This window comes from Haloterrigena sp. H1, from assembly GCF_005938085.1.
GTDB lineage: Archaea > Halobacteriota > Halobacteria > Halobacteriales > Natrialbaceae > Natrinema.
In genome coordinates this window covers 20,674-39,093 of record NZ_SMZK01000001.1, presented here as the reverse complement: position 1 = coordinate 39,093, position 18,420 = coordinate 20,674, and the positions used below count along the sequence as shown (strand labels likewise).

The following is an 18,420-nucleotide window of genomic DNA, read 5'->3' as shown; positions in this document are numbered from 1 at the left end:
CTCGTCCGAGGGGACTACTCGTCCGCTGTATCCTCGTCCTCGTCCGACTCCTCGTCGTCCTCGCGTGGCGGTTCGGCTTCGTCACCGCGCTCGAGCTCTGACGCGAGTTCCTGCTCCCGCTGGCGTTTCTCCGCGTCGTCCGCTTGCTTGTCTCGCCCCTTTTTCGTGTCTCCCATGGCCACGGCCTACACCGGTAAGTGGCATAACGCTGTGCCCGTTCGTTGCCATCGACCGTTACCGCGACCGGGTCCTACCAAGCGGGCGAAGCGCGGCCGCGTTCGGCACCACTCGAACGAGCGCCGATGCCGGTTCGTACGCCTCGTGGTCGGTCGGTGACTTCGCCGCGGTGAGCTTCCAGAACCCGGGCGAGTCGAACCGCAACCGGCACAGCCCACGCTCGTCCGTTCGTGCCGATTTCGTTTGCGTTGCGACGATCGCTCCCTCGACCGGCTGTCGTCGATCGTCACGGACGCGAACGGTGAGTTCGGTCCCGACGGCCACCTCTCGCCGGTTAACATCGATCCGGAGCTGACGGACTACTCTCATGTGATCACATACCACGGTACCGTCGAAAAAGGATACCCTCCGCAGTCCCGTTCGCCCGCCAGACAAAGACTTTAGTCCTCCAGTGAGAGTCCCGGCTGTGACAGAGATCGCGAACGAGGACATCGGTTCGAGCCGCCAGCGCCGGTACGTCCTCGCGGGCGTCGTCGTCGCGCTGGGCGTCGTGACCGGCGGCATTTTACTCGAGGTGCTCGGAACGATCCTCCTCTCGCTGACCGTCGCGTACGTCCTCATGCCGGTCCAGCGCTGGTTCGTCAGACGCGGGCTCACCGAGTGGACCGGTGCGCTGGCTGCGACGCTGGTCGGTTTCGTGACCGCAACCGCGGTCAGTATGCCGCTGGTCGTCGCGCTGTACTTCCGGCTCGAGCAGGTCGTCGACGCCGTCACGGCGCTGCCCCCCGAGCTGTCCGTTTCGGCGTTCGGGATGACCTACGCGGTCGAAACCGGGCAGGTCCAGGCCACCGCCCTCGAGTTCGTCCAGGCGGCTGCGACCGCGTTCGCGCTGGCGCTGCCAGTACTGGCGATCAAGTTCGCGCTGTTTGCCGTCCTCCTGTTCGGCCTCTTGCTCAAAGGCGATGCGGCGGGGCGGGCCGCGATCGCACCGGTGCCCTACGCGTATCGCGACGTCGTCCACGCACTGGCTCGGCGGGCCCGCGAGACGCTGTATGCGATCTACGTGCTGCAGGTCGCGACGTCGATCGCGACGCTGGCCGTCGCGTATCCGCTGTTCTGGGCGCTGGGCTACGAGGCAGCGCTGACGCTCGCGATCGCCGCTGCAGTCCTCCAGTTCGTTCCGATCATCGGCCCGAGCATGCTCGTCGTCCCGATCGCGCTCTATCACGTCGCTGCCGGTGAGCTCGTCGCAGCGGCGCTGCTTGCCACGCTGGGGCTCGTCCTGATCGCCTGGCTGCCCGACGTCGCCGTGCGGCCACGGCTGGCCAGACGCTCGGCCGGCCTCCCCGGGAGTCTCTACTTCGTCGGCTTCACCGGCGGCCTCTTTACCCTCGGCGCGATCGGCGTCGTCGTCGGCCCGCTGCTCGTCGCGGTGTTCGTCGAAGCCGTCGACTTGCTCGCAGACGAGGTCAACGGCGATGCCACGTTCACCGACCTCGTCGAAGACGACTCTGCGGACTCTTCAAGCGACACCGACGAACCGGCGCAGACGCTCGAGGAGCCGGATTCGAAGTTTGCTGACGACTGATACTACTGGACAGCAGTCCATACGAAGCCGGTCGCGAATTTGCGGCCGTCACCTGCGGGGACGGCCGAATACGTGCGACCGGCGTCACGTCGTTCTGTCCGGCAGTATGACACGGACTCCCGTCAGTCAGTGCTGCCCCATCCCTACCCCTGTCATGTGAGTGCACCGGGACCCAGTGATAACAGCCCGTATGAGCCAGCGACCATCCGAATCGATGACTGGGCTCTGACGACAGCCGTCTTGGACCACCGACACTTTTCTCTCTCTGCCGTCCTTTCATGTAGTATGGTTCAGACGCGAACGCTCGTCAACGCGATTATCGGCGCTGTCATCAGCGTCGTCGCCTCGTTTATCCCGGGCTCGACCGTCCTTGGCGGGGCTATCGCGGGCTTTCTCGAGGGGCCGGACGAACGAGCGGGCGCAATTGCGGGGGCGCTGTCCGGTGCGATCACGTTCATCCCATTCCTGATTTTTGGGTTCTTTTTGGCCGGGTTCTTCAGCCTCGGGCTGGTCGGTGGCTTCCCGATCGAAGGCTTGGTCCTGTTAACCTTCGTGATCGTTAGCTTCGGCTTCTTCCTGTTGCTCTATACCGTCGGTCTTTCGCTGCTCGGCGGCTATCTCGGCGCGTACCTCGCCCGGGAATACCCCGACCGTCACCGGCAAACCCGGGAGACGGTTGGCTTCGACACGGACGCGTCTCGCCGGTCCGAGACGTCATCGACGCGCCTCGACGAGTTCGAGAGCCCCGACGCGGCCGACCACACCGACGACCGGTATTCGGAGCGAAAGCGTGACCGCGATGCCGACCGAGAGCGGTGAGCACACTGATACTACTGGACAGCAGTCAATACGAAGCCGGTCGCGAATTTGCGGCTGTCACCTGCGGGGACGGCCGCATATGTGCGACCGGCGTCACGTCGTTCTGTCCGGCAGTATTACTCGTATCTGAGTGCGTCGATCGGGTCCGTCCGAGCGGCCCGCCAGGCCGGATACAGCCCGGCGAGAATACCCACGACCATTCCGACGACGATCGCGAGCGCGACGTACTCGAGGGGGTAGACTAACGGGAGGTCGATGTACTGGACCCCGAGATAGCCCGCAGCGAGGCCCAGTCCGGTCCCCAAAATCGCGCCGATGACGCCCAAGATCACCGACTCGGTCAAGAACAGCCCGAGGATGTCGCGATTTTGCGCGCCGACGGCTTTCATGATGCCGATCTCACGGGTTCGCTCGGTGACGCTGACGAGCATGATGTTCGCGATGCCGATCGAGCCGACCAGCAAGGAGATGGCTGCAATCCCGACGATGAAGTTCTGCAGGAGGTTCAACACGTCCTCGAGCTGGCTGAGCAGTTCCGTACTCGTCTGGAACTGCACCGCGAGATCGTCGCCCAGCAACTCGCTGGCGTCGGAGGCGTCGCTCTCGAGGTAGTCGGTCGCGCTCTCGCGGGCGGCGTCGATGTCTGCCTGATCGGCAGATTCAGCCTCGACGATGATCGCGAGAAAGCGGGCTTCGCCGCCAGTGACACTCTGATTGCCAGCGCCAGCGCCACTCTGGTTGTCAGTGCTAGCGCCAGTGCCAGCGCCGATCCCCAGCATCGATGCCTGCTCCGTGTAGTAGGGATCGGTCGGCACGTAGATCCGCGGCGAGGATTCGAACCCCTCGAACGGACTCAGCCCCTCGCTGTTGTCGGTGATGCCGACGACCTCGACTTCGGTTTGCTGCCCGCCGAGCATCGCCACGGTGAGGGTGTCGCCGACGCTGACGTTCTCCTCGAACTGATTCGCGGCCGCCGGGTTGATCACCGCCTCGCGTGCCCCCATCTCGAACTGCCCTCCCTCGGCGATGCGCTCCTCGCGAATGTACGACGGCCCCGACGCGATCATGCCGCTGCCCTGTGCGACCGTCTCCTCACCGTTCGAGATCGCCTGCGTCTGGAGTGTCGCGTAGCCGTAGGCCGCCTCCACGTCTTCTGAGTCTTCGACCGCCCCGAGATCGCCCTGCGTGAAGACTGGCTGAGCACCCGCGAGTGGGCCGCCTTCGGTATCGGGTTCGGCAGCCCAGCCGTAGAGGTTTCGCTGGTCGTCGGGGCTGATGTCGCCGATCACGCCGGCTTGGAGGCTCGCACCCAGCGTGACGAAGGCGATCACCGCCGCGATGCCGATCACGATCCCGAGCGTCGTCAGCGCCGAGCGGAGCCGATGACCGCGGATCGACCGCCACGCGAGGCGCAGGCTCTCGAGGGGGTTCATTCGCCGCCTCCTCCCCGTTCCCGGCCCGCCGGCGATCCCGCCTGCGGCTCGCCGTCACCGTCGAGTTCTTCGATCCGTTCGATCTTCCCGTCGAGCAGATGGACGATTCGATCGGCTCGCTCGGCGACGTGGCGCTCGTGGGTGACGACGAGCATCGTCGTCCCGCCGGCGTGGAACTCGTCGAAGAGGTCGAGGATGTCGGCCTCGGTGTCCGTATCGAGATTCCCTGAGGGCTCGTCGGCCAGCACGATCGCCGGGTCGTTGACCAGCGCGCGGGCGAGTGCGACCCGCTGGCGCTGGCCGCCCGACAGTTCGTTGGGCATGTGATCGGTCCGGTCGCCGAGGCCGACGCGCTCGAGGAGGTCCAACGCTCGCTCGCGGCGTTCGGCCTGGCCAACGCCCTGAAACAGTTGTGGGAGGGCAACGTTCTCGACGGCGTTGAGCCGCGGCATGAGGTTGAACGTCTGGAAGACGAAGCCGACCTCGGTTCCCCGCAGTTGCGTCTGTTCTCGGTCTCCCAGCGCTCCGACATCGCGACCCCCGACGACCACCGTTCCCTCGGTCGGCGTGTCCAGACAGCCCACCAGGTTCATCAGCGTCGACTTGCCCGAGCCACTCGGCCCCATGATCGCGGTGTAGGAGCCACGGATCACCTCGAGGTCGACGCCGTCGAGTGCGTGGACCGGCTCGCCGATGCGGTAGGTCTTGCGGACGTTCGAAAGAGAGACGGCCGTGTCCGTACTCGCCATGCCCGTTCGACGACGGACGGTCTGAAAAAAGTTCTGCGCAACAGTGGTGTCCGGCGATTCTGTCGCATTGCTCGCCGCCGCAGTGAAGTTACAACGCTTTTGCCGTCGCCGCTCGCTTGCACACGCATGAAGACGGACGGTGGCTCAGACGCAGCGAAGCGACGCGCCGGCGAACGCGCGGCCGAGACAGTCGAGGACGGCGACGTCGTCGGCCTTGGCACCGGCTCGACAACCGCCCACGCGATCCGGGCGCTCGGCCGGGCCGTCGGCGACGGCCTCGAGATCCGCGGCATCCCGACTTCGTTTCAGTCCCGCCGGCTCGCCCTCGAGGTCGGCATCCCGCTGACCGACCTCGACGCGGTCGACGGTGTCGACGTCGCAATCGACGGCGCGGATCAGATCGTCGACGATCCCGACGCGCCCGCTCACGGCGCGCTCATCAAGGGCGGCGGCGCGGCCCACGCACGCGAGAAACTCGTCGATTCGGCCGCGGAGCGATTTCTTGTCGTCGCCGACCCCTCGAAGCTGACCGAGCGCCTCGAGCGGTCGGTGCCGGTCGAAGTGCTTCCCGATGCCCATACCGTCGCGGCAGACCGAATTCAGGAAGTGGGCGGCGAGCCGACGCTCCGGGACGCCGAGCGCAAGGACGGGCCGGTCGTGACCGACAACGGCAACCTGGTACTGGACTGTGCGTTCGGCCGGATCGACGACCCCGACGGGTTGGCGACGCGGCTCTCGGCGATCCCTGGCGTCGTCGAACACGGCCTGTTCGTCGGCCTTGCCGACGTGACCTACGTCGGACGTGAGGACGGCGTCGAGCGCCGGGACTACTGACTTACGTGGTCGTCGCGTCGCCGTCGGCTGTCCGTTCGGTGTCCGTCGAGCGCGCCAGCAAGAGCACCGTCAGGTAGAGCACGCCCAGCAGCCGCGCCGCGGGCACCACCCACAGCCGGAGCTCGAGGTCGTCGGTGTTGGCATACACCAGGTGCTGGCTGAACGTGATGATCGGTCGCGGAACCAGAACGAGCACCAGCCCGGCGAGCCCGAGCAGCGCGCTGACGAGCGTCGACCCCTCGCGGCCGCGGGCGAGCAGCCAGACGAAGACCAGCCCCTCGAGTCGCGCGCCCGTTAGCGCCAGCGGCCGTCGCCGGGCCGTCTCGGGGTTTCGCAGGCCGATCCGCTCGCAGGCCTCGATCACTGGTCGTGGCGTGACGATCTCGACGAGCCCGAACCCGAGCAAGAGTGTGCGTAGCATGGACACACTGCTACCGCGGCGAGGAGCAAAAAACGCGAGTCGCTGTCGCACTTCGTGCAGTGACAGTGCCGACGAATGGACACCTTTTCAATACCGTCACGCCACCCTCCGATGGAGACGATTCGATGCCCGAGACATCCGACAGGAAAGACGATCACATCCGCATCATCGAAGAGGAAGACATCGAGACGGACGGCGCGGGGTTCACCGATATCGACCTCGTCCACGAGGCACTGCCGGATGTCCATCGCGACGAGATCGACACGACCACCTCGCTGTTCGGCCACGACCTCGCTGCACCCATCGTCATCGAGAGTATGACTGGTGGCCACCCGAACACGACCAAGATCAACCGGGCGCTGGCCGAAGCCGCCCAGGAGATGGATATCGCCATGGGCGTCGGCAGCCAGCGCGCCGGCCTCGAGCTCGACGACGAGGACTTGCTCGAGTCCTACACGGTCGTCCGCGATGTCGCGCCCGACGCCTTCCTCTATGGCAACGTCGGCGCTGCCCAGTTGCTCGAGTACGACGTCGACGACGTCGAGCAGGCCGTCGAGATGATCGACGCCGACGCGATGGCCGTCCACCTGAACTTCCTGCAGGAGGCCGTCCAGCCGGAAGGTGACGTCGACGCGCGGGGCTGTCTCGACGCGATCGAGGCCGTTGCCGCCGACCTCTCGGTCCCGGTGATCGTCAAGGAGACGGGCAACGGAATCTCGCGGGAGACGGCGACTCGACTCGCCGACGCCGGTGTCGACGCCGTCGACGTCGCCGGGCAAGGCGGCACGACGTGGTCGGGGATCGAGTCCCACCGCGCGGCCGCGGTCGGTGCCGACCGGCAGGAAGCGATCGGACAGTTGTTCCGCGCCTGGGGCGTCCCGACCGCGGTGAGTACGCTCGAGGCGGCTGCCGTCCACGATTGCGTGATCGCCAGTGGCGGCGTTCGCTCCGGGCTGGATATTGCGAAGGCGATCGCCCTCGGCGCGCGTGCCGGCGGGCTCGCCAAGCCGTTTCTCGCGCCGGCCGGCCAGGGGACCGACGCGGTCGTCGATTTGATCGAGACGCTCGCCCTCGAGTTGCGGACGGCGATGTTCGTCACTGGGTCGGCGTCGATCCCGGAACTGCGCGAGACCGATTACGTGTTACTCGGTCGGACCAACGAATACGTGACACAGCGCCGTCGCTGAGCGCTGGTCTGTCCGTCTTTTTTCGGTCCCGTCGACTATCGGTGAGCAGCGACGCGACCGACAGGCACAGCTGGCCGGCGTGGCGTCGATAAAAAACGAAGCGGGTCGACCTTACAGGTCGCGGGGCTGGACCGTCTTCCGGTCGTTGGCCTCAGCGCGTCGGGCCGCGTCGTCGAGCAGCTCGGAGACCTCCTCGTCGAGGGCGTCGTAGAAATCCGAGGCGACGTTTTTGTCATCGAGCGCTTCCTTTACGGCGGCTTTGACGATAAGATCTGCCATACGATTCATCCCTTTCCCGTTACCCTATATAAATATTGTGCTTACTACCGGAAATACGGAGGTTGCAGCGGTTGATTCGCCTGTTTCGATGGTCAGAATCACCGGAAAGTATATGTCTAATGAGTAGCCGTGCTCGAGTTTGCAGCCGGTGAAACAGCCAATCCGGCTCGCGCGCGGTCCTCGGGGGCTCGCGCGCACGTTCAGTCATACTCCACTCCAGCCTCTAGCCGTCGGTCCGTTCGGTCGCACTCGAGACCGGGTCGACGGATTCGTGTGTCTCGACCGCCGAAAGCGTGTATGCGTGAACTCCTCGAAGCCGTCGCCGACGGCTCGCTGTCGCCGACAGAGGCCGAAGCCGAACTCAGGGGATACGCCACTGGCGAGGCAGGCCGGTTCGATGCAGCCCGCGAGCAACGCCGTGGGGTCCCGGAGGCGATCTTCGCTGAGGGGAAGTCCGCTCCACAGGTCGCCGCGCTAGCCGAAACCGCTCTCGAGACGACGGGTCGGGCACTGCTTACCCGCGTCTCCGATCGGCAGTTCGCGGCCCTCGAGGAGTACGTCGCCGAGACGGTCCCGGAGGCGACGATCGACCGCCGGCACACCACGGTTCGAGTAATGATGCCCGACTATGAGCCACCGTCGCTCGAGGCGACTGTCGGAATCGCCACCGGCGGGACGGTGGATGAGGCGGTCGCCGACGAGGCTGAAGCCGTCTGCCAGGACGCTGGTGCGACGGTCGACCGAGTCGACGATGTTGGTGTCGCAGCGCTTGCCCGAACCATCGACCAGCTCGAGCGCTTCCGTGACGCCGACGTGATGATCGTCGCTGCCGGCCGAGAAGGGGCATTGCCGACCGTCATTGCCGGCCTCGTCGATACGCCGGTCATCGGCGTCCCCGTCTCGAGTGGCTATGGCTACGGCGGCGATGGCGAGGCGGCACTTGCCGGGATGCTTCAGTCCTGTACCGTTCTCTCGGTCGTCAACGTCGATGCGGGGTTCGTTGCCGGCGCACAGGCGACACTGATCGCACGAGCGATCGCCGCTGCTCGCGAATAACTCGCATGCGCTCCTGGAGAAAAATATTTGCTGTATGCGAAAAGCCAAACAGTGTTTGGAGAAGCCTATTTAACTATCCACCCGATATATTCGGATACCGGCCTCGGCCGGTGTGTCCAATGCCCAAGTGTAACCACTGCGGCGCCCACGTCTCCGAACGGTTCGCACGCGTTTTCGCCAACGAACGCGGTGAGATCCACGCGTGTGTCAGCTGTTCGGCGAACGCTGGAATCGCTGAAGCCGCGAAAGAACGCGCTCGCGGCGCCTGAACGTATCGAGACGACCGACCACGGACCCCTACGGACGTGAGACTTTTTGCGGCTCCGTCCCATCCGACAGTCGATGGCTGATCACGTCGTCTACGTCCTCGAGTGTGCCGACGGCTCGCTGTATACCGGCTACACGACCGACCTCGAGCGACGCGTTGCCGAACACGACGCCGGTGACGGTGCGAAATACACCCGTGGACGAACGCCGGTCGAACTCCGCTATCACGAACGGTTCGACTCGAAGTCGGCAGCCATGTCTCGCGAGTACGAGATCAAGCAACTCTCTCGAGCGGACAAAGAACGACTCGTCGGACTCGAGTGATTCATAGAACGGCCCAGCCGTCTCCCGATGGTCTCGCTCGCAGCTCGAGCCGATCATCCATCAAATAGATGTGTGATGGTGATGACAGTCGGCTCGAGATGCAACTCGACGTCGTCGACGACCTCAGACAGCCCGACTATACGGGCGAGAACCGCTGTGAACCGTGTACCGTTCTGAATCTGGTTATCGCGGCGGTGGCCGGCTCCCTCATCGCGCGGAAATCCCGCCTCGGCGGCCTCCTCGCCGTCGGGATTTCGATCGCGTTGATCTACCTTCGCGGATATCTCGTCCCCGGAACGCCGACGCTGACCAAACGATACCTCCCGCCGGCAGTCCTACGCTGGTTCGGCAAGGACCCCGACCCTGATGTGGCGAGCGGTCTCGGCGGCAATACCACAGCGACTACCGACGCAGGCCGTGGCGAACCCGATGTCGATCCGGCCAGCGGTGGCGATGTGACGACGGTCGGCGACAACGAGGCGTCCGAACCCGAGGACGAGGCCGCTGCCGAAGCCGCCGAGGCACTCGACCTCGAGACACTGTTTCTCGAATACGATGTTCTCGAGCCCTGTGAGGACCGGGACGATCTCTGTCTCACCGACGCCTTCGAGGCTGACTGGTTCGACGAGATCGACGCCGTCGAGGAGTCGGGGCTCGACGCCGCGGCTGCCGTCAACGCGTTCGGGTTCGACGCCGATCCAGACGAGTTCGACCTCGACGACCGCGCCGAGGCTCGCACGCTGCGTTCGCCGTCCGGCGTCGCGGGCCGCTGGCCCTCTCGTGCTGCGTTGCTCGCTGATGTCGCTGCCAGCCGCGCCCTCGAGTCATGGCTGCCCGACTGGGGTGCCTACCAGCCCGAGACGAAGGGGGCAGTGCTTACCGGGCTCCGGATGTTCCTCGAGACCTGTCCCTCCGGCGGCGACGTACGGATGGGCGAAGAAGTCGTCGAATCCTGCTGTAGTTCCCACGAGGTAATCGCGGTCACCTGTGAGGAGACGGGCGAACGGCTCTTCGAACAGCGCCTCGCTGACGTCGACGCCTGAACTGGCCTGCTGTGGTGTAACACACCACATTTCTGCGGCCGCAGTTGCCCGTCGCTTTTTTCGCACCGGCCCTCGACCACCGCACCATGGAGACGATCAGCTTCGGTACTGACGGCTGGCGGGCGACGCTCGAGGAGTTTACGACGCCACGCGTCCGAATGGTCGGACAGGCGGTCGCGACGTATCTCGACGACGAGGGGCTCGAGGGCCCGGTCGCCGTAGGGTACGACGCTCGCGAGACCTCCCGCGGGTTCGCCGAGGAACTGTCGCGGGTGCTGTGTGCGAACGGGTTCGACGTGGTGCTCTCCGATCGGGACCGGCCGACGCCGCTGGTCGCCCACGCGATCGTCGACCGCGAGCTGGCGGGCGCGCTCGTCATCACGGCCTCGCACAACCCACCCGAATACAACGGCGTGAAGTTCATTCCCGACGACGGCGCGCCGGCGCTGCCCGCCGTCACCGACGCCATCGCGGATCGCCTCGCCGAACCCGAGTCGCTTCCCGAAGCCGACCACGGCACTGTCCGCGAGGTCGACTTTACCGAGTCCCATGCGGACGCCATCTTCGAACTGGTCGAATCGATCACCGGCAGCGCCGACCTTTCGGGGCTGTCCGTCGCCTATGACGCCATGCACGGCAGCGGCCGCGGGACGACCGACGCGGTCCTCGAGCGCGCTGGAGCAACGCTCGAGCGCTATCGCTGTGAGCGAGACCCCGATTTCGGCGGCGGCTCGCCCGAACCCGCCGCGGAGAACCTCGAAACGCTGATCGCAACCGTCACCGACGACGACAGCGGCGTCGACCTCGGGATCGCCAACGACGGCGACGCCGACCGCATCGCCATCGTCACGCCCGAGCGAGGGTATCTCGACGAGAACCTGTTTTTCGCCGCGCTGTACGACTACCTGCTCGAGGACGCGTCCGGACCGGCGGTCCGGACCGTCTCGACGACGTACCTGATCGACCGGATCGCCGAGGCCCACGGCGAGACCGTCCGGGAGGTCCCGGTCGGCTTCAAGTGGGTCGCCGAGGCGATGGCAGAAGGCGACGCGCTCGTCGGCGGTGAGGAGTCCGGCGGCTTCACGGTTCGTGGCCACGTCCGCGAGAAAGACGGCGTGTTGATGGCGTTGCTCGCGGCCGCGATGCATGCCGATGAGTCACTGGACGAACGAGTCGACCGACTCCTCGAGACCCACGGCACCGTCGTTCAGGACAAGATCAGCGTCGACTGTCCCGACAGCGAAAAGGCGCGCGTCCTCGAGGATCTCGAGGCGGCGATTCCCGAAACTGTCGCGGACACCGCCGTCGAGGACGTCAACACCGCCGACGGGTTCAAACTCCTGCTGGCCGACGGCTCGTGGCTGCTCGTTCGCCCCAGTGGTACGGAGCCAGTGTTGCGGGTTTACGCCGAGGCAGCGGACGAAAAACGGGTTCGTGAGTTGCTCGATGCGGGCCGGGAACTGCTCGACCCGCTGATCTGAATCCGCTCGTTAGTCGACCCGTTCTGCCGGGACGCCGACGACGGTCGCACCGGGTTCGACGTCCTGTGTGACGACTGAGCCGGCACCGACGGCTGCCTCTTCGCCGATCGTGATGTCGCCGAGCAGCGTCGCGTTAGCACCCAGTTGTGCGCCCGCTTCGACCGTCGGATGGCGCTTGACCGGTTCGTTCGTGGCGCCGCCGAGCGTGACGCCGTGATACATATGGACGTCGTCGCCGACCTCGGCGGTCTCGCCGATGACGACGCCCATCCCGTGGTCGATCGTCACCCGTCGGCCGAGTTCCGCGCCCGGATGGATCTCGACGCCGGTCAGCAGTCGTACGACGTTCGATAACAGCCGAGCGGTCAGGTGGAAGCCACCGTTCCAGAGTCGATGCAAGAGCAGGTGCACCCAGACGGCGTGTAACCCCGGATAAGAGAGCAGGATCTCGAGCCAGCCCTTCGCTGCAGGATCGCGCTTGCGCATCGCCCGCACGTCCTCGTGGATGCGCCTAAACATTGGTCTCGACTGGCACCCCCGTCGATCCGACCACACGCCAGCGTAGCGTCCCCGGTGGAGCAGACTGCAAGCGACAACACCGGCCCACGACGTGCCGTGGCTGGTTCCGATCGGTACATACAGTCGGGCCGGTGGATACCATATCTGAGCGTAGCCGTGGTGGGAGTGTAAAAGGCACCATTTCTGTAGTCGCGTGCCGGCTCACTCGCCACGAGCCAGCCGCGTGCCGATGCGGTCGGGCAGCCCGGTCTCGCTGACTGCTTCCTGCACCGCCTCGACGTCGTACTCGACGCGGTGGGTGTCGACGGTCAGCGCCTCGAGATCCACGACGGCGTATCCCGCCCGCGGATCCCCGTCGCGGGGCTGGCCGACGCTGCCGGGGTTGACGACGATCCCCTCCGCGAACCGCTCGACGCCTTGCACGTGGGTGTGGCCGAGCACTAGCACGTCTTCATCGTCGAGCAGCCGCGACGTGAACTCCTGTGGGTAGGTGTATCGGGTGTAGCGGTCCGGATCGTCCGGATGCCCGTGGACGAGTTTCACCCGCCCGTCGCAGACGCGCCGTTCGTCCGGGAGCGACGCGAGCCACTCGAGCTGGTCGGCCGAGAGCTGCGTTTCCGCGTGTTCGACGCCAGCCTGTGCCATCCCGTTGAACCGGAAGGGCGTCTCCGCGGCGACGGCGGCGTCGTGGTTGCCCATCACTGTCGGCACGTCCCGTTCCCGAAGCGCGTCGACGCAGTCGGCCGGCCAGGGGTTGTAGCCCACGACGTCCCCCGCACAGCACAGTTCGTCGACCGGCGGCATGTCTTCGAGGACGGCCTCGAGCGCGACACGATTCCCGTGGACGTCCGAGATGAGTCCGACCTTCATGCCTACAGCTAACAGGTGCCAGTGATTTGTACGTTATCCAGCAGGTGGGCAGAGCGGTGGGCGGTCGATGGCCCAGAGTTTGCCGACACTCGTTCGGGAGCGATAGCTACGCTGGGCTGGTGATTTCAGCGAGCAAAACGAGCGGTGCCGCTCAGTTGCCGTTCTCGATCGCCGTCTCGAATCCGTCGTCAGTCAGTGCGACGCCGGCTGCACAGACTGCGTGTTCGAACTCGTGGTCGTAGACCTCGCTTGCGGCTGTCGCGGCGCTATCGGCCTCGAGACCGAACGCTTCGGGGGCATCTTTCTCGTAGGTCGCGACCAGCGTCGGCTCGTCGACGGTCTCGACGAGCAGCGCGTCCTTGCGAACCGTGCCGATCATGGCCTCGCCGTCGTCGCCGATCGTCGCGGCGATCCGGGGCGTGTCGTAGTCGTCCTTTTCGTAATCCAGCGCCAGCAGGCTCTCCGCGAGCGCGTCGCGGGCGGGATAGCCGAGCTCGAGTTTCTCCGCGATCGGGTCGACATGCGAGCCGTTGCCGAAGGCAGCCGTCTCGCCCGTCGGCGTCTCGACGACGCGCAGGCAGTTGTAGGAGACGTAGGGGTTGTCCGTCTCGGGGGCGTCATCGGTCGGGCCGACGGTGAGTGCTTCCTCTCGAGCGGTGATCTCGCGGTTGGGGAACGAGCGTGAAGAGACGCGGTATGCGCCGACCTCGGGGCCGACGACGACGAATCGTCCGACGTACATACTCGCAGGTGCGCGAGAGAGGGGAAAAGGAATGTCGGTTCGCGCTCGAGCGGTCGAATTCGCCAGTATCGGGCGAGAGTTTATCGGTGATAACGCGGCGAACGGCAGTGTGACGACGGACGACGAGTGTCTCGAGGCCCTTCGGAGGCCGCCGATCGGCTCGGCGAGTCGCCGACGAAAGCACAGTACGAGGAGTTGGGGTTGACGCCGGCTTCTGCGACGATTATTCGGACGTGTGGTGGCTGGAACGATGCGAAAGAGAAGGCAGGGCTGGAGACGGCTCCGCCCACTGGATCTCGCGTGAAGCCAAAGCCGGATAATGTCGATCTCCCTTCCGATCTCGTTTGGGAGGACCTCTCGGTTGACCAGCGGTGGCACTATCGAAACGTCGAGTGGAATACCGAACGATCGTTACGCCGTCGATCTCGGCTTCGTTCGTGGCTCAATCAGGTGAAACGGAAACGGGGGTGTTCGCGTTGTGAAGTCGGTACTCCGGCGTGTCTCGATTTCCATCACACCGACGAAACGACGAAGGAGATGGCGGTCGGTCGCATGGTCACGTTTGGCTACGGAAAAGACGCCCTTCGCGACGAAATCAAGAGGTGTATCGTTCTCTGTGCGAATTGTCACCGCAAAGAACACTACGAGCCACTGCAATGTGAACGCCGACGATGGGTGCATGACCGAAAACGCGCCATCGGAGGCTGTGAACGATGCAGGGAGTCGGATCCAGCCTGCTTAGATTTTCATCACAAAGAAGATGAGAAGGAGTCTACTATCGCACGATTGGTCTCGGATGACCGAACGAAAGAGCGAATTCACACGGAGATTGAGCGATGTTCTGTTCTCTGTGCGAACTGCCACCGCACGGAACACGCCGATCTATCGTCGTGATAATCGCTACAAGGGACGAAGGTAGATTGAAGTGTCTTCTCATATTGGTTCCGACCGAGTTCGTAACACTCTAATACGAACCCCGACTACAAACAGGTACGTCGTCGGTAATAGAGACCGACGAAACATGTCAAGTCCATTGGGGTAGTGGCCAATCCTGAAGCCTTCTGGGGGCTTCGACCCTGGTTCGAATCCAGGATGGACTACTTCTCTCTCGTTTCAACTCGAGCACCTTCTCAGCCCCCGCTGCCGATTTCCAGTCGAAACGAAGGGGTCCGCCGGTAACTTTCCAGCCACCAGAAATCATATCTCATCGCCGTCGGTAGCTAGCCAGTATGAATCGACGGATCTTCCTCGCTGTCGGCGGGACGGTCGCTCTCGGCGAGCTTGCGGGTTGTCTCGGCGGCGACGCTGGTGGCGACAACGGATACGGCCCGGAACCGGGAACCGAACCCGACGCGAAATCGATCGATACCAGTTCGTATCAGACACAGGTGTTCGAAGGCTTCGAAGGTATCGAGGTTCCACTGGCCCCGATCGAGGATGTCTTCTACTGGTACCAGCGACACGAGGCCCGGATCGCCGATGCACGCGGTTCCTCGCAGTACGAGAAATCCCACATCGCTGGCGCGGTCCTGAGTACTGCACCGCCGTACACGCCCGATGGCGATCCGGTCGCTGACTGGTCCAAAAGCGAGCGAATCGTCACGTACTGTGGCTGTCCACACCACCTCTCTGGATTGCGTGCTGCAAAACTGATCGAAGACGGCTACGAGGAAGTCTATGCGCTTGATGACGGATTCGGTGCGTGGCTCGACCGCGACTATCCGATCGAGGGCGCGAACGTGTCTGCAGATCGGGCGACCTACACGATTCAGGGTCAGTCTGATCCTGCCTACGCCGGCAGCCTGGTCAGACTCGAGCAACTCGACGCGGATCGGCTCGAGGCAGCGCCGATCGCTGACGACGGCTCGTACACTCTGCAACTCCATTACGCGGGCGCGACCGACTCGCGGTTCAGAGTCGACGCACCCGAGTACACTGTCGAGGGAACGCTCGAGGAACTGACGAGCACTACCGTGACGCCCTGAACGGCTACTGCTCGGGCCGTTCGTACGCCCCCGCTCGCTCGAGGTCGCCCCGCTTTCGCAGCACGCTTGGCGTCCGACAGATCCCCGGTGCACCGGTCACCTGTGGCACTGTACAGTTGTTGCAACTCTCGCAGACGACGCCCGGGTTCTCGCCGCTCGATTCGACCTCGAGCAGTCGCGCCCCCAGCCGCGGCTCGGCGTAGAAGGGCCGGGCCATCCCGACCATGTCGCAGGCAGGTGGTTCATCCTCGCTCGAGTCGCCCAGTAATCGACCCATCTGTCGCCGCTCGCGGATCCCGCCCTCCGCCAGCACCGGGATGGACACTTGCTCGCGGACGCGCCGGCAGAACGCCTCGTTCCACGCGGGTTCGAAGTCGTACTGCAACGATTGGATCCGGTTGGCCAGTGCGACCAGTCGCCGCCGCGTCGGGCCGCCGAACGCGGCGTCGTACTCCTCGCACAACGCTTCGTTCTCCCATGCCCTCGCAGGATACGCCCCGCGGACGATGCTCATGTCCCAGGTGACCGACGTCTGGACCGGGACGACCGCGTCGTAGCCGATCCGCTCGAGTCGGCGGGCGATTTCGATCCCATCCGCGAGCGAGAGTTTCCGCCGAACGATGGGCGCGGGCGGGGCGGGCGTCTCGGCGGGTACCTTGGTCACCACCGGTACGTCGCCCGCCCGCTCGCGGATCTCGTCGTGGACGACCGCGAGGAACGCGAGACGAGCCTCGGGTGAGCCGCCGAACTCGTCGTCTCGTCGGTTGTAAAACGGCGAGAGAAACTGCTGGACGATCCCCATGTTTGCCCCGGCGAGGTGAATCCCGTCGTAGCCTGCGTCGACGGCGCGAGCCGCCGCGCGGCCGAAGTCAGCGGCGAGGTCGTACACCTCCGCCGTCGAGAGGACGTGTGGATCGTACTCGAGGAAGCCGATCCGATCCAGCAGTTGCAACTGCCACGGCGGTTCCGACACCGCGAGCTGTTCGAGGCCCGGATGCTCCGTCCGGTACTCGGCGTGCCAGGTCTCCATGCTTCGCAGGCCCCCGTGCTCGAGCTGGATAAAAATCCGGCTTCCGTGGTCGTGAATCCGGTCGGTCAGCCGGGAGAGCCGGGCGACGAAGTCGGGATCGTGAACGCGGGTCATCCCCGGCGCGGCACAGCCGCCCTCGCCGCGGACGATCGTCGCGCCTTGGCAGATGAGCCCGACACCCGACTCGGCGGCCGGTTCGAGGTCGTCGATCAGCGCCTCGACCGCGCCGGGACCGTTGCCCGCACACTCGAGTAAGGGTGCGCGATAGAGCCGGTTGGAGACCGTCACACCGCCGATCTCAATGGGTTCCTCGAGCGTCGCCATGGGTGCCGTATCACGTGCTCCGGCAAGAGTGTAGTGCCGGTCGGCTTCGCGGCTGCCGGTTCGAGACGAGCCGTCAGCGTCGCACCCACCGGCTGGCTCAGGGCGGGAGGATGACCGCCCGGCCTTCGATTTCGTTGTGCTCGAGGCGTTCGGCGACCGTGTTGATCTCGCCGAGATCGTGGCGTTCGGTACGTAGTTCGACCTCGCCGCGGTCGACAAGGGCGACGAGTTCCTGTAGTTCGGCGTACTTGCCGACCAGCGTCCCCCGGTAGGCGAACTCGCCGTTGACCAGGGCCTGACTGGGTTCGTGGATGTGGCCGCCGTAGCCGACGACGTGGTGGTCGCCGCCGGCAGCGACGATTTCAGGTGCCAAGCTGGTCGTCTCGTCGCCGCCGACGAAGTCGATGACCTGTTGGGCTCCATCGTCATCGGTCAGATCGGCGATGACGTCCGGAAGGTCCTCGTCGGCGGTGTTGACGGTGTGGCGCGCACCCAGGTCCTCGGCCAGCTCGAGTGCCTCGTCTTTGATGTCGACGGCGACGATGTCCGCGGCGCTCATCGCCTCGAGACACTGCAGCCCGATGTGGCCGAGACCGCCGACGCCGATCACGACGCTGGTGTCGCCGGGATTCAGTTCGTCGACCGCCTTCTTGACGGCGTGGTAGGCCGTGATCCCCGCGTCTGCGTGGGGGGCGATGTCGGTCGGATCGACGCCGTCGGGCAGCGGAATCACGGCGCGCTCGTTCGTCTGGAGGTACTCGGCGAAGCCGCCGTTGGTCGTGAGGCCGTTGAACGCGCTGTTTTTGCAGTACATGTCCTCGCCGAGCCGGCAGGGTCGGCAGATACCACAGGTCTGGACGGGATGGCAGATCACTGGATCGCCTTCTTCGACCAGCGTCACCTCGTCGCCAGTTTCGGCGACGATCCCCGCGTTTTCGTGGCCCAGCGTCATCGGCAGATCCTGTGGGGCGTACTCTTCCCACATCCCCTCGATGATGTGATTGTCTGTCTGACACCAACCCGCGCCCTCGACCTCGACTAACACGCCGTCGGATCGCTCGATGTCCGGCCGGTCGATATCGTCGATCGAGAGCGCGTTGCTCATGTCGTCGGTGTATTCGTGGAGTCTGGCTGCTTGCATGGGACTGACACACAGTTCATCGTCATCCGTGATAACGTTCCCCTCGCATCTCGTGTCGCGTGAGTATTTTTGATTTGATACTACTATCCACAGCCGTTAATTTTGGCCGCGAAAACCGATCCGAGTGTAGCATTCATCTCCTCCTGAAAAA

20 protein-coding genes, 1 tRNA gene and 1 pseudogene are annotated in these 18,420 nt (G+C 65.0%); 11 read left to right on the top strand and 11 right to left on the bottom strand.

What is annotated here, in order from left to right:
- Positions 1-14 precede the first annotated feature (14 nt).
- Together E2L06_RS21635 and E2L06_RS00200 are read right to left on the bottom strand one after the other, a co-directional pair.
- Complete coding sequence (locus E2L06_RS21635; protein ID WP_171052281.1) at positions 15-176, bottom strand: hypothetical protein; 162 nt, start codon at positions 174-176, stop codon at positions 15-17.
- A gap of 58 nt (positions 177-234) precedes the next feature.
- Positions 235-546 (bottom strand): carboxypeptidase regulatory-like domain-containing protein, encoded by a 312-nt coding sequence (locus tag E2L06_RS00200; protein WP_138777485.1) that lies wholly within the window; start codon positions 544-546, stop codon positions 235-237.
- A gap of 97 nt (positions 547-643) precedes the next feature.
- Here E2L06_RS00200 and E2L06_RS00195 point away from each other — a divergent pair, with 97 nt between their 5' ends.
- Both E2L06_RS00195 and E2L06_RS00190 read left to right on the top strand, forming a co-directional pair.
- Complete coding sequence (locus E2L06_RS00195) at positions 644-1,765, top strand: AI-2E family transporter (RefSeq protein WP_138777483.1); 1,122 nt, start codon at positions 644-646, stop codon at positions 1,763-1,765.
- Between the two features lie 285 nt (positions 1,766-2,050).
- Positions 2,051-2,584, top strand: coding sequence for a DUF5518 domain-containing protein (locus tag E2L06_RS00190; RefSeq protein WP_138777481.1), 534 nt, complete (start codon positions 2,051-2,053; stop codon positions 2,582-2,584).
- Between the two features lie 116 nt (positions 2,585-2,700).
- Here the strand turns inward: E2L06_RS00190 and E2L06_RS00185 are convergent, their stop codons facing one another.
- Both E2L06_RS00185 and E2L06_RS00180 read right to left on the bottom strand, forming a co-directional pair.
- The gene (locus E2L06_RS00185; protein WP_138777479.1) at positions 2,701-4,017 is read right to left on the bottom strand and encodes an ABC transporter permease; all 1,317 of its coding nucleotides are present in this window, start codon (positions 4,015-4,017) and stop codon (positions 2,701-2,703) included.
- Positions 4,014-4,766 (bottom strand): ABC transporter ATP-binding protein, encoded by a 753-nt coding sequence (locus E2L06_RS00180; RefSeq protein WP_138777477.1) that lies wholly within the window; start codon positions 4,764-4,766, stop codon positions 4,014-4,016. Before E2L06_RS00180 ends, E2L06_RS00185 begins: the two co-directional genes overlap by 4 nt.
- Positions 4,767-4,892: 126 nt before the next feature.
- Here E2L06_RS00180 and rpiA point away from each other — a divergent pair, with 126 nt between their 5' ends.
- Positions 4,893-5,600 (top strand): ribose-5-phosphate isomerase RpiA, encoded by a 708-nt coding sequence (gene rpiA / locus E2L06_RS00175; protein ID WP_138777475.1) that lies wholly within the window; start codon positions 4,893-4,895, stop codon positions 5,598-5,600.
- Position 5,601: 1 nt separating this feature from the next.
- Here the strand turns inward: rpiA and E2L06_RS00170 are convergent, their stop codons facing one another.
- Positions 5,602-6,021: a hypothetical protein gene (locus tag E2L06_RS00170; protein WP_138777473.1), complete on the bottom strand. Its 420-nt coding sequence runs from the start codon at positions 6,019-6,021 to the stop codon at positions 5,602-5,604.
- Positions 6,022-6,146: 125 nt separating this feature from the next.
- On the opposite strand from E2L06_RS00170, the gene fni reads away from it, so the two are divergent.
- The gene (gene fni / locus E2L06_RS00165) at positions 6,147-7,208 is read left to right on the top strand and encodes a type 2 isopentenyl-diphosphate Delta-isomerase (RefSeq protein WP_138777470.1); all 1,062 of its coding nucleotides are present in this window, start codon (positions 6,147-6,149) and stop codon (positions 7,206-7,208) included.
- 111 nt (positions 7,209-7,319) lie between these two features.
- Here fni and E2L06_RS00160 read toward each other — a convergent pair whose 3' ends face one another.
- Positions 7,320-7,487 carry a DUF1931 family protein gene (locus E2L06_RS00160; protein WP_008013450.1) on the bottom strand — a complete coding sequence of 56 codons (168 nt, stop codon included), beginning with the start codon at positions 7,485-7,487 and terminating at the stop codon, positions 7,320-7,322.
- 297 nt (positions 7,488-7,784) lie between these two features.
- Between E2L06_RS00160 and larB the strand changes: the two genes are divergently transcribed.
- The 4 genes from larB to E2L06_RS00140 all read left to right on the top strand — a co-directional run bounded on the left by larB (position 7,785) and on the right by E2L06_RS00140 (position 11,658).
- The gene (larB, locus tag E2L06_RS00155; RefSeq protein ID WP_138777469.1) at positions 7,785-8,543 is read left to right on the top strand and encodes a nickel pincer cofactor biosynthesis protein LarB; all 759 of its coding nucleotides are present in this window, start codon (positions 7,785-7,787) and stop codon (positions 8,541-8,543) included.
- 342 nt (positions 8,544-8,885) lie between these two features.
- Entirely contained in the window at positions 8,886-9,134 is a 249-nt protein-coding gene (locus E2L06_RS00150; protein ID WP_138777467.1) for a GIY-YIG nuclease family protein, read from the top strand.
- A gap of 98 nt (positions 9,135-9,232) precedes the next feature.
- Positions 9,233-10,177: a hypothetical protein gene (locus E2L06_RS00145; protein ID WP_171052280.1), complete on the top strand. Its 945-nt coding sequence runs from the start codon at positions 9,233-9,235 to the stop codon at positions 10,175-10,177.
- 86 nt (positions 10,178-10,263) lie between these two features.
- Positions 10,264-11,658 carry a phosphoglucomutase/phosphomannomutase family protein gene (locus E2L06_RS00140; protein ID WP_138777463.1) on the top strand — a complete coding sequence of 465 codons (1,395 nt, stop codon included), beginning with the start codon at positions 10,264-10,266 and terminating at the stop codon, positions 11,656-11,658.
- 9 nt (positions 11,659-11,667) lie between these two features.
- On the opposite strand, the gene cysE is transcribed toward E2L06_RS00140, so the two are convergent.
- The 3 genes from cysE to E2L06_RS00125 all read right to left on the bottom strand — a co-directional run bounded on the left by cysE (position 11,668) and on the right by E2L06_RS00125 (position 13,789).
- Positions 11,668-12,177, bottom strand: coding sequence for a serine O-acetyltransferase (gene cysE, locus E2L06_RS00135; protein ID WP_138777461.1), 510 nt, complete (start codon positions 12,175-12,177; stop codon positions 11,668-11,670).
- Between the two features lie 201 nt (positions 12,178-12,378).
- The gene (locus E2L06_RS00130; protein ID WP_138777459.1) at positions 12,379-13,047 is read right to left on the bottom strand and encodes a metallophosphoesterase; all 669 of its coding nucleotides are present in this window, start codon (positions 13,045-13,047) and stop codon (positions 12,379-12,381) included.
- Positions 13,048-13,198: 151 nt separating this feature from the next.
- Entirely contained in the window at positions 13,199-13,789 is a 591-nt protein-coding gene (locus E2L06_RS00125) for an IMP cyclohydrolase (protein WP_138777457.1), read from the bottom strand.
- Positions 13,790-13,898: 109 nt separating this feature from the next.
- Here E2L06_RS00125 and E2L06_RS22305 point away from each other — a divergent pair.
- From E2L06_RS22305 to E2L06_RS00110, 3 genes and pseudogenes are all read left to right on the top strand, one after another.
- A pseudogene (locus E2L06_RS22305) lies at positions 13,899-14,683 on the top strand (homing endonuclease associated repeat-containing protein).
- Positions 14,684-14,816: 133 nt separating this feature from the next.
- A tRNA-Gln gene (locus E2L06_RS00115) sits at positions 14,817-14,889 on the top strand.
- Positions 14,890-15,018: 129 nt separating this feature from the next.
- On the top strand, positions 15,019-15,774 hold the full coding sequence (locus E2L06_RS00110) for a rhodanese-like domain-containing protein (RefSeq protein ID WP_138777455.1): 756 nt from the start codon (positions 15,019-15,021) through the stop codon (positions 15,772-15,774).
- A gap of 4 nt (positions 15,775-15,778) precedes the next feature.
- On the opposite strand, the gene E2L06_RS00105 is transcribed toward E2L06_RS00110, so the two are convergent.
- Positions 15,779-17,128 (bottom strand): NADH:flavin oxidoreductase, encoded by a 1,350-nt coding sequence (locus tag E2L06_RS00105; protein WP_138777453.1) that lies wholly within the window; start codon positions 17,126-17,128, stop codon positions 15,779-15,781.
- Between the two features lie 97 nt (positions 17,129-17,225).
- Entirely contained in the window at positions 17,226-18,269 is a 1,044-nt protein-coding gene (locus tag E2L06_RS00100) for an NAD(P)-dependent alcohol dehydrogenase (RefSeq protein ID WP_138777451.1), read from the bottom strand.
- Between the last annotated feature and the right edge of the window lie 151 nt (positions 18,270-18,420).